The 13,804-nt window shown below is 50.5% G+C and carries 11 protein-coding genes; 4 read left to right on the top strand and 7 right to left on the bottom strand.

The genetic code is table 11. The annotated features are described in order from the left end of the window. The first annotated feature begins 1 nt into the window (after position 1). A complete protein-coding gene (locus DPF_RS04340; RefSeq protein WP_069857646.1) occupies positions 2-976 on the top strand; it encodes a universal stress protein in 975 nt (324 codons plus the stop codon). Positions 977-1,435: 459 nt separating this feature from the next. Here DPF_RS04340 and DPF_RS14430 read toward each other — a convergent pair whose 3' ends face one another. Beyond that, the gene (locus DPF_RS14430; RefSeq protein WP_083254460.1) at positions 1,436-1,780 is read right to left on the bottom strand and encodes a tyrosine-type recombinase/integrase; all 345 of its coding nucleotides are present in this window, start codon (positions 1,778-1,780) and stop codon (positions 1,436-1,438) included. Positions 1,781-2,053: 273 nt separating this feature from the next. On the opposite strand from DPF_RS14430, the gene DPF_RS04335 reads away from it, so the two are divergent. The 3 genes from DPF_RS04335 to DPF_RS04325 all read left to right on the top strand — a co-directional run bounded on the left by DPF_RS04335 (position 2,054) and on the right by DPF_RS04325 (position 5,519). Next, positions 2,054-3,382 carry an nSTAND1 domain-containing NTPase gene (locus tag DPF_RS04335; protein ID WP_069857645.1) on the top strand — a complete coding sequence of 443 codons (1,329 nt, stop codon included), beginning with the start codon at positions 2,054-2,056 and terminating at the stop codon, positions 3,380-3,382. Positions 3,383-4,062: 680 nt separating this feature from the next. After that, positions 4,063-4,929, top strand: coding sequence for a hypothetical protein (locus tag DPF_RS14005; RefSeq protein ID WP_069857644.1), 867 nt, complete (start codon positions 4,063-4,065; stop codon positions 4,927-4,929). A gap of 71 nt (positions 4,930-5,000) precedes the next feature. Continuing rightward, a complete protein-coding gene (locus tag DPF_RS04325) occupies positions 5,001-5,519 on the top strand; it encodes a hypothetical protein (RefSeq protein WP_141721052.1) in 519 nt (172 codons plus the stop codon). Between the two features lie 617 nt (positions 5,520-6,136). Here DPF_RS04325 and DPF_RS04320 read toward each other — a convergent pair. From DPF_RS04320 to DPF_RS04295, 6 genes are read right to left on the bottom strand one after another with little or no spacing between them, the layout of a single operon-like run. Further along, positions 6,137-6,667: an RNA-directed DNA polymerase gene (locus tag DPF_RS04320; RefSeq protein ID WP_083254459.1), complete on the bottom strand. Its 531-nt coding sequence runs from the start codon at positions 6,665-6,667 to the stop codon at positions 6,137-6,139. A gap of 6 nt (positions 6,668-6,673) precedes the next feature. Continuing rightward, entirely contained in the window at positions 6,674-7,696 is a 1,023-nt protein-coding gene (locus DPF_RS04315; RefSeq protein WP_069857641.1) for a phage major tropism determinant, read from the bottom strand. Next, positions 7,696-8,049, bottom strand: coding sequence for a hypothetical protein (locus tag DPF_RS04310; protein WP_141721051.1), 354 nt, complete (start codon positions 8,047-8,049; stop codon positions 7,696-7,698). The genes DPF_RS04315 and DPF_RS04310 overlap by 1 nt, the downstream gene beginning before the upstream one ends. Next, entirely contained in the window at positions 8,042-8,866 is an 825-nt protein-coding gene (locus DPF_RS04305; protein WP_069857639.1) for a hypothetical protein, read from the bottom strand. Before DPF_RS04305 ends, DPF_RS04310 begins: the two co-directional genes overlap by 8 nt. A gap of 9 nt (positions 8,867-8,875) precedes the next feature. Then, positions 8,876-10,027 carry a hypothetical protein gene (locus tag DPF_RS04300; protein WP_069857638.1) on the bottom strand — a complete coding sequence of 384 codons (1,152 nt, stop codon included), beginning with the start codon at positions 10,025-10,027 and terminating at the stop codon, positions 8,876-8,878. After that, complete coding sequence (locus DPF_RS04295; protein WP_069857637.1) at positions 10,024-13,644, bottom strand: phage tail tape measure protein; 3,621 nt, start codon at positions 13,642-13,644, stop codon at positions 10,024-10,026. Before DPF_RS04295 ends, DPF_RS04300 begins: the two co-directional genes overlap by 4 nt. Positions 13,645-13,804 lie beyond the last annotated feature (160 nt).

The raw sequence follows: 13,804 nt of genomic DNA, 5'->3' as shown, positions 1-13,804 counted from the left end.
CATGAAACGATTTAAAAACATTCTCTACGTAACCGAAACAACGGTGAACCAGGCTTCGGCTCTGGCCCAGGCTGTCTCATTGGCGGAAAATAATCTGGCCGATATGACTGTTATGGATGTCATCCCCCCCCAGGGGATGATGGCCGGCATGGACCTGCCAGCAGGAGGACCCATGGCCGAAAGTCTGTCGACTCCAGTGGAGTCCCATCGTCGCAAAAAACTGGAAGCCATGATCCGGCCCTTTAGTGAACGTCTGCACGTTCGTCTGAAAGTTCTGGTTGGCAAACCATATCTTGAAGCGATTCAGGCTGTTGTGCAGACCGGGCATGATCTGCTGATCAAACCTGCAGAGAATCCGGGCTGGACGCGCAGGCTTTTCGGCAGCGACGACCTGCACCTTCTGCGCAAATGCCCTTGTCCGGTCTGGCTCATCAAACCGACGGCAAAACAGAACAACAACTGCATCCTGGCGGCCGTGGATTTCCCTCCGGCAGCTTCCGGTTCTGCAGAAAACGATCTTAACCGCGAAATTCTGGAACTGGCCGCCTCTCTGGCTCTGGCAAACTTCGCCTCCCTGCACATTGTCCATGCCTGGGAAGCCCTTGGTGGAAAGACCATCCTGTCCCGGGGAAGCACGTCGTCGGAAGGACTGGGCCATTACATTGAAAGGGAGCATGATCGCCATAGACAGGAACTCGACCGGCTGGCCGGACAACTTCGGGAGTGGGTCGGCAGTGAGGCATACGACTACCTCGCACCAGTCTTTCATCTGCCTGAGGGAGCGCCAAAAAAGGTGATTCCTCCTCTGGCAAAAGGGTTGAGAGCGGATCTGGTCGTCATGGGAACGGCCGCACGTACCGGCATATCGGGACTGATCATGGGCAATACCGCAGAGGCCATTCTTGACCAGCTCACATGTTCGGTCCTGGCCATCAAGCCTCCCGGGTTCACCCCCCCGGTCAAACTTACCAGATGATATGTGTATCGTATGTCCTGCCATGGGAGGAGGAACAGGAGAAAGGGGGTTTTCCCTGCCTTCTGTTCCTCCCTGCCATTTTCTGGCTCTGACAATAATCCGTTGAAGCACAAAGTGCTGTGCCCCTCCCCCGAGTGCTCATGCCCCGAGCACGGCACATGAGCCCGGACCCTGAGTTGCGGCTCTGATGCAGACCCTGATTGCTACATGAATTCCACACAACACGTCGAAGAACCTTCAAAAAAATCAAAAAAAATCGAGACGGCCCCTTGTGTCATACATAATGGTGACGATATAGGCCAATTCAGTGCAAGATAATGCCTGACCAAATATTGTTTGTTATACAGCTAAAAAGCATCAGAAAACCAGGCGGGATATCTTCCAGGCAGCACATTCCATGATCAGTCCATACATGACCAATCGCACAGAAGGATACGACTATTACCATAAGCCGGGGGCTCACTGATCGTTCCTGCAACCGAAGACCGCTCCGGAATCAAAAATCCAGAGGACTCTTTCTCTTTTTGGGTCGTGCTCTTGAAGGTATGGGTATAGGTGGACCACGGTTCGGAGTTGATCATTGAGATCAGGAAGGATTGTCTCAGGCAGAGGGGGCGCGCGGTCCTTCTTGCCCTTGCCGTTATGGACAGTGAGGACCATAGCGTCAAAGTTGATATCCTGCACCCGCAGTTTCTGGCATTCGAAGAGCCCGAGCTCGCAACCATATAGCAGCTTGGCTACCAGATCAATTGATGTTTCGCAGCAAGCTTTCCTATAAAGAGCGTTAAGGTTGTCCGGTCTGATAGGTCATGCTGATACTTATGACAAAAATCAAAATAATACCTCAGCCATTACGGTAGAAATGCCTCACCCCCTCTGGGATGGACTCTTGAGCCAGGCATTTCTCAAAATTGTCTCGAAAATCGTTTGGGATGTTAATCATAGCCTTTGATCGCTAAAAAGATCTCGATAACATGCCAAATTCAAAGTTATCAGATTAGGAACTACTAACATCCAATCTTAAATTTTTGTCAACGGGCAGGGTTTCCTGGAGTTAGCAGGAAACCACATAATAACTTGTTAGCTCTACGAGAGTGTAAATTCAATAAAATGAACTATCAAGGCAAAAACATGGCAAGCAAACCAACAATTACACAAGTTGAGAACGCGTTCTTTCCTGCAAAAGAAATAACCGATGCCGATAGATTTGCAGGTAGAACAAGGCCAGTTGAAGATTGCTACTACGCTTTGATTTCTGAAGGAACAAATATCGCGATTATAGGGAATCGAGGAATCGGAAAGTCGTCGCTTTCACGACAGGTCATAAACATATCGACTGGTAACAATGAGCTGCTAGCTAAAGTTGGCCTCGATGTTGATGAAAAGCTGGATTTCTTGCCAATATACTTTGCGTGTGGAAAAAGTATTTCTACGCACCAAGAACTATTGGAAAAGCTACTTACCAATAAAGATTGCTTATCAGATTGGTCTTACGATATTCCCAAGGCTAGAAAATCTCTAGAAAAGTATCAGCCCAAATTCAATATAGGGATTACATCTTTAGGCGGGGAAAAGGCTACTGAAACAGCAGTAAAAACGTCCCAACCAGATCACGATGTAGAGACTGTTTTTACAAACGTCGTTAGCGCCATAATTGAACAAAAAATGGCCAAGAATGGACTGCTTTTTGTTATCGATGAATTCGATCAGATACAAAACAAGACTGGGTTTGCATCTTTTTTAAAAGCACTGGCAACAAATGTACCAGGCGTTAAATTTTGTATCGTTGGTGTGGCTCACGATATTCAAGAATTAATGAAAGAACATGCATCATCGGACAGGCTTTTTGCTGGTGGAATTATTCATTTGCCTGCAATGGATAACGATGAGCTGAAAGAAATTATTCGGGGAGCAGAAGCGAGCATTAATGACTTTATTAGATTTGATGACAATGCTACTAATAAAGTAATCAACCTAGCTCAGGGTCACCCTTATATGGTCCACCTCATTGGAAAGTACGCATTGAGAATGGCCTATAGAAATGGAGATACATACATTTCTGCAACCGATATAGAGCATACTCTCGCAGAAATCGCGGAATCAGGAACAGACCCTGTTTTAGAGGGACGATATAAAAAAGCAGTTGCATCCTCAAGGCAAAGGGAAGTTGTATTGAAGGCTCTAGCTGAAGTACAGGCTGGCGAGCTAGAGATACATACAGCAGAAGCATATAAAAAAGCTATTGACAACGGTGTCGATAATCCAAGTCAATTTGTGGGACATCTGGTAACAGACGATTACGGTGCAGAAATTGTTAAAATAAGAGAGCGTTACTATCGATTTAAAGATTCTCTGTTTGTTGCTTACTTGAATGCACGGCCATCAATCTTTAAGGAAACGAGCTAACAAACACATGCACAGGAAGTCAAAAGCACCGCTTCGCTCAGCTTTTGCCTCCTGTGATGTGGGCGTTGTTGCCGGACGCTTCGCGCCGGCAACAACGGCCCACGGATACCATCCGCTTGTTGCTCGACGCAAAGAGCCTTACAACAAGCGGATCGAGCGGATGTCCGCAGATCCAAGTAAACTTGCCCCGCGGCCACCGCTCATCCGCGGGCCGTTAGATGACATGGATGGCAGGATGGAAGTTTTAGATTAAACTCTGACCCGGTCCAGAGGACCGGGATTTCTATTCTACATTAAAAAATGTTCAAAAAACGAACCAGTATCTATTCTATTAGAAGTCAATAATAATTCAACTCCAGGTGATTTATTAATTTTTGTATCAACAATGTTGTTTGCTCTACAGACTCTTTTAACAAAAGAGGAAAGTGAAAGTATATTTGATTCATGTGCAAAATGGGTTGGATTGGCCTCAAAAGCAAAAGAATTAATAAAATAATCTAGCTAACAAATTGCTTCACCTGACCTCGTTGCACTTCGGCAGGTGAGCTTAGCGTTGTTGCTCGGCGCAAAGAGCCTCACAACAAGCGAATCGAGCGGATATCCACAGGTCCAAGTAAACTTGTCCCTGCGGCCACCATTCAACCGCGGGCCGTTAGGGGCCAATCCTAAAGGAAAACGAGTTGGTAGAGAAAATTGGACACATTAAAAACCCTCTGACGGTAATTGCAATATTTGCTGCAATTGCAGAAATCAGTGGCACAACAGTATTGCCCTTTATAGAGTCTGAAAATCAAGGTATCTATATTTGGTTTCTAATGCTGTTCCCTGTTTTTCTAGTCGGCATATTCTTCTTAACATTAAATTTTAACCATAAAGTTTTATACGCCCCATCTGACTACAAAAATGAAGATAATTTTCTAAAGTCATTTGGTAAGGCTACAACTGAAGAGAAAGAAAAAAAGCTCAGAGAAGAGGTTGAGGAAGCCGAAGATTCATCCTCAACTGACGAGAATGCACCCGGGACATCTGGTGACGACACTGAACCTCAAGAAACTTCAAGCAAGTCTGCTTCGTCCAAACATTCAGCAAGTTCTGTATTAAATTCAGAGCGTCACGCATCTTTGATGGCTAATGTCTCCTTAGCAGAAAAGCTTTCGATCATGAAACTGTCTAAAGACATGGGGCTCGAATTTAAAACTGACGTACGATTTGAAACCCCTAGCAGACGCAAAGTAATATTTGACGGTCTGGCAATAGACAAAAACAAAATTCACGCAGTAGAGGTCAAGTTGTTCAGAAATAAGCATGTAAACCCTTTGAGACTAGATAGGGTTTTACTTGAATCTGAGTTAATTGCGAGCCAACTAAAATGCATAGACTCAAAAGAATTAGTAATTCACTTTATGGCAGTCGTAGACAACCCAGAGGTAAATGCAAGTAGAGTAAAAGAACGTTTATCGCGTTATCTTGATAGATACAATGTGAACGTAAAACTTCATGTTGTCACGCTGGATGATTTAAAGAATGAGTATCAATACCGCCCCTAACAAGACGTGCTGTCGGACAACTTTTCCGCTGCGCTCCAAAATTGCCGCAAAGCGGGCCGTTAGGTTACAAAATGGAGTATCAAGTGACTGAACTTATAAACACAATACTGGAATGGCCATTGATAATTCAAGGCGCTTTGGGTTCAGGATTGTTTTGGCTGGTGCTTGTGATTGGTCAGAGGATTTCGGCTTTATCCGGAAAAGTTATTTCTCAACGGTCTACAGAAAACGAAATAAACTATTTAAGAGACCTACGGGATAAATACGTTGGCCTCAAAGCCCATCATGAGAATAATGTGCAAGTTGCAAACTATATCGCGACAGGGATTATATATAAAAGTTTACGCTCACTCTTTAAGGGGCTCATTTGGCTCGCACTAGGGTTAAGTTTTGGTTCAATAATTCCAGTTTTAGGGGTGGTGGGGTTTGTTGGTTGCCTTTATCACATGTTCAAGGGGCTTGCTGTAGTCCAGGAAGTAGATAAAAGCATTCCGCCTGCCGATAGAATAAGAGAAATCGATGAAAAGCTGGAACAACTAGAGCCTAACAAGTCAAGCAACTCGGATGGCGTAAACGCCGCCGGTTCTTGAGGCGTTGTTGTCGGACGCTTCGCGCCGGCAATAACGGCCCGCACATACCATCCGCTTGTTCAAGCAAACTTGCCCCCGCGGCCACCGCTCGCTCATCCGCGGGCCGTTATGGCGACGGTAAGTGTCAAAGAAGTTGTCGCTTTTCTTGACGCCCATGCAACGTTCTTTTCAGGTGATTGTTTGTGGATTTGGGGTAGAGTTCCCCTCGCCCACAACAGACCTGTTTCAGATCTTTCCAGACCAACGCTCGAGCCGATTTTCCGGAAAGCCAGATAGGGGAGATGCCGTTCCACCCGATAGCTACCCGCCACTCCCTGGTGACGACCCTTCAGAGCCACCAACCAAAGCCCACACACAATAAAGATGCATCGCATTATCCTGGCCACGAATGAGGCAGCCCATTCATGAGCAGCCTCCAGATTTCTAAAGGCTTTTGCGGATAATGCGAACATTCCTGGCAAGTCATGAACAGCAAGTCCAAGAAAGGATCAGACTGACAGACGATCCGTGCAAAACAGATGTAAGGGGTCACGTAAAACGAGAAAAATTTGCACATAAAACGAGAAAAATTTGCGGCCTCTCAAAATCTCGTTTTGTGTGAAAATCATCCACCACAGTCATCCGGTTTTATCTCGCAACCACCAAAACAGTTCGCCAAAATTGACACCGCATCGCCTGCACTCCTGGCTAATGCGCTTGAGCTCTCCTATTGTCGTTCTGTATCCATTGCAGTGCTTCATGTATCCGAGCCAGCTCGACAGGCTTTGCCTGATCGTCTCCGCAGATATCGTCCCGTTTGCATATCTATGCACGAAACCCTTCATCCTGCGCCTTGTCTTCTTGACGGTCCGCTTCCTGGGAAGGATGTGGGTTTTCCAGATGCGGTATCCGCAAAAATCAACACCTTGTGATGCTGGGTATATCCTTGTTTTTGGGTTGAGGCGCAGGGACAGGTCTGCAGCGAGATACTCTTTGATGCGCTCAAGCGTTTGCCTCAACCCCGCCTTGTCGTTGGAAACAATCACGGTATCGTCCATATATCTGACATATCGCTTGACGCCGAGGGCGTCCTTTACAAAGTGGTCAAGCCTGTCCAGATAAACATTGGCGATAACTTGCGACGTCAGTGCACCAACAGGTGTCCAGATTACAGTTTACAGTGGATCGCTGACGCAGCGCAGGCCCACGTTCCCGTCCACGTTCCACACCGTGCTGTACGCGAGCGCGCAGCGGGCCCCGGCAGGGTCGCCCCAGTCGCCGCCGACTCTGAGCTGGTACACACTTCCGTATAAATCGCCATGGTCGTATGCGCTGTCAACTCCCTCGTCGTGTGACGCCCACGATGATCCTCCGCCGAAACCAAGATTCCCGGTCAACTGGTATACATTCCCGCTCGGCTGGTCGATGTTCGCGCAGCTGACCATCCAGTCCTGACTGCCCGTGTTCACCCGGCCTGACGCCCCGGTGTTTCCTGCTGGCACCCCGTATGCGTACGCAAGGAACTCCTGGTATGTCGGAAGACGCTTGCCGGCATTTGCAGCAAGTTGGGCATAGTCAAAATAGGAATATCCTTCTGTCCCTGTGAGCGGAACGGCTCCATACACAGACTGCGGGATGGTTTCCGGCCACTGAGTCCCGTCTTCAGAATTGAGATAGATATCGACCCAAACGCCGCCGACCTTGGCCATTCCTGCCGGGTCAAGGCATGCCGGGCGACATATCAGATCCCATACAGAGTTTGGGACAACCTGTACGTCCAGCGTAGCTGTTTTGTCGAACCTCTGGTCATACGTCCTGACACGACCGTAGTGGAACCCTCCGATCTTGATTGAATTTGTCGCCGTATACCCGTCCGGGGCTGTTGTGTTTGCAGATATGACGGCCTCGCCGTATTTTGATCCGTCGTCGCACACATACACGCCATAGTTCTGTCCGAGAGTCAGCGATCCGATGTCAAGATCTTTAATCTCAAGGCCTTCTTCCAGCACAAAGCTGGTATGGGCGTCGCCAGATATCATGGGGACCACGGTTTCGGCGTTGATGACAACACCGTCCCCGTCATCGTTTACCGTGAGAATGGGCACGCCCTGCATGCCTCGCAGGGTCTGGGCCAGGGAAAGGGTCTCCGCCAGAATTTTCGTCTCGGCGCTATCCTCGTTTCGCCATTGTCTTCTCATTATTCTCCTCCCAGTCGGTCAATGTATTGCCTGATCGTTTCTGCGTCCAAACCGATTCTGGCGTACGCAGATGCAGGGTTGTCTTCGAGCCTGTATTGCACGATCTCTGTATTGCCGTCCTGTCCTTCTGTTTCCATGACCCTGTATTCAGGCTCGGGGCCATCTGCATCATCGATCGACTCTAAAACCTTGTCCCTCTGGTACACCTTGCCGGTGGCCAACATTGCCTGCAATTTTTTGATCACGCCGTTTTTGGGCAGATCTCCTTCCTCTGCCATGGATACGCATATTTCCACATCACGAGCAGTCCCAAATCGTTTCGGTATGCCTCTCATACTACCTCCGTTATTCAAGCATCATTCCTGGATAGCTTCCGTCTCCGCAATAGATTCCACATCCGCAGTAAATCGACGGCCCACACACAACATGAAGCGCATCGCTGTACAGGCTGTCATACAGCAGATCACCGTCACCAATAACCTTTGCCCGCACCTCGTAGGCCCCGGCAGTATCCCACGACAGCGTGATTGTGTTGTTCAGCGTTCCGGCCATCGCGCCGGACACCACGGTCGGGCTTCCGGTCGCGTACCACCGGATCTCTGTCGCCTCGCCATCTATCCCGTTGAGCGACAGCGTCAGCTCGCCAAACGTATCAATGGACGCATCCCCGGACACGCTCGGTGCATCGAGCCTGCGCACAAGATCGCCATTGGATCTCCGCCACCTGGCGTACTGTGACACCTCGGCTCTAACGCACATCCAGAAATCGTCTTCACCTGGATAGACCCAATACGTCCCAACAAGGTATCCATCATCATCCGGTGTAGGACGTCTTGAACGGCTGACACGTATATTGCCAAGCGAGATCTCCTGCTGCATGACGATAAGATTGGATATGCGATCGGACATTGCATCGAGTCTGTCCGCGAGATCGTCTGACCCGCCCCTGGCAGTAGAAATCTCTTCTTCGAGAGATCCCAGGCGCGAATCGCGGTTTGTGAACTTGTCGTTGTAGGTTGACCCCTCGGCATTGAACTCGTCCACCCACGCGTCAAGCTCTTCCTGCATGGTGACCAGTGCGGTCAAAAAAGCGTCGGCGCGCTGGTCAAAACTGTCCATGTCCTGCCGCGTAGGCGCTACCGGCAAGCTGGATATTTTTGATAGAGTCATGGGTCCTCCTTATATTAGGCCCTGTATTGTCAGCGAGCAGCTGGATGTCGTTGGCCCGGCAATAACAATGGAAAAGTCCGAAAAATAGCCGTACACAATCAGGGCATCATGGTCCGTGGAGTCGTTGTTGCAATCCCACACGCACGGCTTGCCGCGATACGACGCAAGCCTCCGCTGCAGATTGCTTACAGATGCTGTTGGCACGAGCAGGTCAACTGACAGTTCTTTTGACCAGGGCCCTTGCTCAAGCGATGTCACGCCGTCGGTGTCCGTCTCGGCTGACGAGTAATCGGTGATGCCCGCAGTCGGCGACCATTGCGATGCGGCAATGTATTGAGCGCGGCCGGCAACAACATGGCCGCACATTGCCTCGTCATCTCCGTTGGTTATCCGGATACGGGCGGAAGCGTTGTAGTAGAGCGGTGTCGATACGATAAGCGACGTCTTATACTCTGCCGGGGCAAAGAAATAATCTGCCCATGATGCGGATTGATCCAGACGCATGTCGAACGCCTCGGAAAACACAACCTCTCCGGTCGAGTCGTTGACAACCTCAATCTCCACGTCAGTTGCCTGGACATCAAGCAAGACAAGCGTGTCGCACCTACCAAACCCTATGGTCACGTCTATGTCGTCCGCCACGGTCTGCGAATTGACATAGGCGTCAAACATCTTCCAGCGATTCGTTGCGCCCACACGCTCCCATGCTGCGGCAATGGTCGTAGACGATACGCTTGATATGGTTGCCGACGCCCCGGAGTCATTCCCGGAGATCGTGTCCCCTGAATCGAAATCTCCGGACACGCCTGACAAAATCATATACCCGCCTGTTGTCCCGTCGATGAACGAGCATGTACCAGATGCCAGGGATGTCCCGACCGTCTCGCCGATGGTAAAGGATGACACATCTTCAGAGTCGCCGACAGATATCTTGACCCCGTCCTGGCCGTCACCGCTGCTGTCCGGAGGATAAAATCCGACATTGTCAGACCTTAGTGATGTGTATTCTTCAGCCACCCTCGGCGTCTCTCCGTCCTCTTCGTAGGATACAACAACGCGCTGCCCGGCTGCATATATTGTTTCGGCATCCCATTCAGAAAGCCCTGACTGCGTGACATTGCTGTCTATCAATTCGATATCTATCGGCTCGATGACCCTCATGCACGCACCTCCGGCATCCCGATGTGATCCCACCTATCAAGGATCTTCATTGATTTTTGGCAATACTTTGCAATGGCATACAGAGCTGCCGCCATATCTGATCCACCGCCAGCCGCTATCTGCTTCAGCGTGGTCAGCATGGCCTTGGTCTCGTCGGCAGTCATGATCCGGCCATCAACCCCGGGCATGAACAATTCCTGGCCGCGCTCGTTGATCTCGTACATATATCCCGGGGAGACTGGGCCACCAGCGTACCGGCCATATCCTGAGTTTCCGCCTGTGCTCGACGTGCTGCCACCGCTCGACGGGCCGCCACCGGCAGCGTCTGACGGGCCAAAGCCGCCAGAGCTTCCAAGGCCTCCTGACGGTCCGTACCCTCCGCTACCAGACCCGCTCCCCCATCCAGCCTCCTTTGCGGCTTCAAGGGCTGCATCTGCCCACGCTTTTGACAGCGAATCCGTGTCAATTCCAAGACTTCCAAGAGAATCAAGAGACCCTGAGATATCCCCAAGTGCATCTCCAAGGCCTCCGCCGACAAGCCCTGCAGCTTCGGCGAGAGATCCGACATCAACAAAAGAACCGTACGGCCCAACAGCAACGCGTCCGAGAGAGTCTGATATCCGTCCTGTTTCCAAGTTGAGCGACACTTCGCCGACACCGAACGGCTGGTATCCGACAATGGAGGTCGCATTCTCTGGGTCAAACCCGTACGCAGCTAGAGATCCGTATTCGGATATCTTTGCTCCTATCTCGGAGAGTTTGTCCTGTGCAGCAGCATACGCCCTGCGCCCTGTAATATGGCCATATTTATCCTCAAGCGCATCCTTGAGCGTTTCGTCTGATCGCAGGTCCATGGCATCAGCAATGCTCGATATGGCCAGCGCGGTTACAGGTGACAACGCGGCAATCATTGCTCCAGGGATGTTAACACCAGACAGAACAGACAAACCGTATCCAACGATCTTTCCGGCGGTTGCATAATCGGATACGCCTAGAACATCAGATGTTAGATTACCCATAAACGTTCCAGCAAACCCAGGAATTGCAGCCGAGACGAATCCCGACACCGCCTGATCAAACGCCGCATCCTTGATCGCTGAGGAAGAAATGTCATATCCGGCATTTTGCAATGCCTTGCCCATGTTAGATACTGCGGAGAAATTATTGATGCCTGCTGCGACACCACCCAGAACAGACGATTGCAGGGCCCCAATGGCATGGCCGGCAATATCCGGACTGTCCCACGACCCCGCAACATAGCCAGACGCCCTGGTTCCGATGCTGACGGCATTTGACACCGCATCAAAATATCCATCCGCAGACATGCCGCCGTTATCAATCGCCTGCCTTATCGTTTCAGCCTGTTTTGCCGGGATGACCATTTCCCCCTGCTGTAGGATGGCCAGCAATTCATCCTGCTTGATGCCTGTAGTCCCGGTATGGAATGTCAGAAGAGAATCGGCAAATGATGCACCCCAGGAGATGAGATTCGATGTTGCCCACTCTGTTGCCATCTGGGTTACATAGTCAGTCATGCTTCTCAGCATGGAGTCCCAGAAAGACTCCCAGTAGCTACCGAGTGAATCCATGTCTCCCTTGATCGCGTCAAACAGAAGATCAGACGCGGCGCCACGGGACGATCGGAAAAAATCGCTGACAATGTCGTACCCTGTTTCTCCCCATGTCCTTGCGTACCCGAGGTTGTCGTCATATCCAGCCTTCAGACCATCAAAAAAATCGTCTCCAGCCAACGCTTTGAGCCGGAACGCATCCTCAGCGTCATCAACCTCCCGCTTGTTTACTTTTTCGATTTCCTTTCTGGCCCACTCCGCGACCTTAACCTTGTCCGCCCCGGCATCATCGTAGAGCCTGGCTTTTTCGCGGATAGCCTGCCTCTCGAATTCGTACTGGTCGCCGGTGAGCTCCTCAAATTCTTTGACCAGGTCCTCCTGGGAATCGAGCTGGGACTTCTCCCATTTTGTCAACAGATCTCCACGGCGCTGGAGGCCTTTTTTGTATATATCGTTAGAGCTTTTTATGTACGAGCTATCCGCCTTGGCGACACTCTTTATTGCTGAATCTACACTCTTTGCGGTTGACTTGGCGGCCTTTTCTATGTTGGCCATGCTTTGCTTGCCTGTGTCTCCTGTATCGCGCAGGGCGTCCCTCAGGCTCTCGAACTTTCCGTGGAGGCCTTCAATTGTAGTGCTTGTGTCGATTATGTCCTTTGTTGCTTCTTCTTTTGTCTGCCTGATGGTTTCGCGCAGCGCGTCAATTGTTACCGCAGAGAGCTCCATGCTTTCCGGCAGCATCCATGTTGGTATAGATGTGTATAGATCGAGCAAGAATTCTTCTGCCTCTGCAATACCGAGCTTAAATGCGTCAAACGCTCCTCCAAGTCCATTAACTGAAAGCGCCAGTGTCTCCACAGCCCATGTGGATGCTTCCATGGTGTCAACAATGGCTTCACCAAATGACACAATAGAATCTTTATTCTCCCTGATCTCTCCAGATAAAAACCTAAGTGCTGTCTTTACTCCGTTCGACTGTCTCTCAAAAATGTCCAACCTTACGGACTCAACAACAGACTTGAATTCCTTCCACGCGCCGAGCGTGTCGTCACGCATGGACCCGGCAAGAGCAGATGTTGCTCCATCTACATTTTGCAGCTGTCCGTACAGTTTTTCGTACTGATCAATCTGCTCCATCAAAACCAGGACAGATTTTGATGCGATAATACCCCACTCTTCCTGAACCTTGGTGGCATCCCAGTTTGCATCTCTTGCGGCCTTGATTGTGCCGATCAGATCGTCGCTTCTTGTTCCGAGCTCTGCAGCAGCCTTGCTGTTGCGCAGCATGGCCTGCCGCAGATCCGTACCGGCGTCCGACGCTTTAATACCCGCGTTTGCCAGCGTGCCAAGCAGGGCAGATACCTGCTCAATCTCATAGCCCATGCTATGAGCAATAGGGGCAGCGTACTTAAGCGATTCCCCCATCATCTCGATGTTCGTATTTGACCTGGTCGTTGTCGCAATAAGCACGTCGCTGAAGTGCGCGAGATCCTCAACCCCAAGGCCCATGGCTGTAAGGCTGTCGGTCACGATGTCCGATGCACGGCCCAGGTCAAGGTTCCCGGCTGTAGCCAGGTCCAACACGCCGGGCAGGGCAGCGATGGACTGTTCAACGGTGAACCCGGCCATGGACATGTACTTCAACGCCTCGGCTGCCTGTGTGGCAGACCACTCCGTTGTTTCGCCCATTTCTCGGGCCGCAGCAGTCAGTGCTTTGTACTGCTCATCTGTAGCCCGGCTCACACCCTGCACGGTCTTCATGGTGTGCTCAAAGCTCATGCCCACGCTGGCAATGGATGTTTCAAACGCAGCCAGCGCCCTGACCGAAAAATAGGCCATTGCCCCTTTCATGGCCTTGGCCATCAGCTCGGCGCCTTTGGTCGTCCTGCCGATTTGGCTATTCAGGCTAGCCATGGACTTGCTGGCAGATGACCCCGCCCTGGTCGCGTCCTGGCCCATTGAGTCCAGGGCCTTACCCATGGACTTGACCTTGACAGACCCTTTGTCATCGACCTGCAGGGTGATCTTTACGGTGTTCGAGTTCATATCTGATCCGTCCCAGATCCTGCCATTCTTCCAGTGTTAAATCATCGCGCTCCAGCGGATACCCGCCGTCTTGCAAGGCCTTTATACGTAACAACTTGTGCGTGTATGGATGAAGATCTTCAGGCCTCTTTGACTTGCAGCCCTTACAGATGGCAGCAAG

This window comes from Desulfoplanes formicivorans (assembly GCF_001748225.1).
In the GTDB taxonomy this organism is placed as follows: domain Bacteria; phylum Desulfobacterota; class Desulfovibrionia; order Desulfovibrionales; family Desulfomicrobiaceae; genus Desulfoplanes; species Desulfoplanes formicivorans.
Note: the sequence above shows the minus strand (reverse complement) of the source record. Positions and strands in the feature narration are given on the sequence as shown.

Coding starts and splice junctions, on each gene's coding strand:
- DPF_RS04325 (WP_141721052.1), top strand. CDS start 5,001: ATGGAGTATCAAGTGACTGAACTTATAAACACAATACTGGAATGGCCA.
- DPF_RS04305 (WP_069857639.1), bottom strand. CDS start 8,866: ATGACTCTATCAAAAATATCCAGCTTGCCGGTAGCGCCTACGCGGCAG.
- DPF_RS04340 (WP_069857646.1), top strand. CDS start 2: ATGAAACGATTTAAAAACATTCTCTACGTAACCGAAACAACGGTGAAC.
- DPF_RS04315 (WP_069857641.1), bottom strand. CDS start 7,696: ATGAGAAGACAATGGCGAAACGAGGATAGCGCCGAGACGAAAATTCTG.
- DPF_RS04295 (WP_069857637.1), bottom strand. CDS start 13,644: ATGAACTCGAACACCGTAAAGATCACCCTGCAGGTCGATGACAAAGGG.
- DPF_RS04300 (WP_069857638.1), bottom strand. CDS start 10,027: ATGAGGGTCATCGAGCCGATAGATATCGAATTGATAGACAGCAATGTC.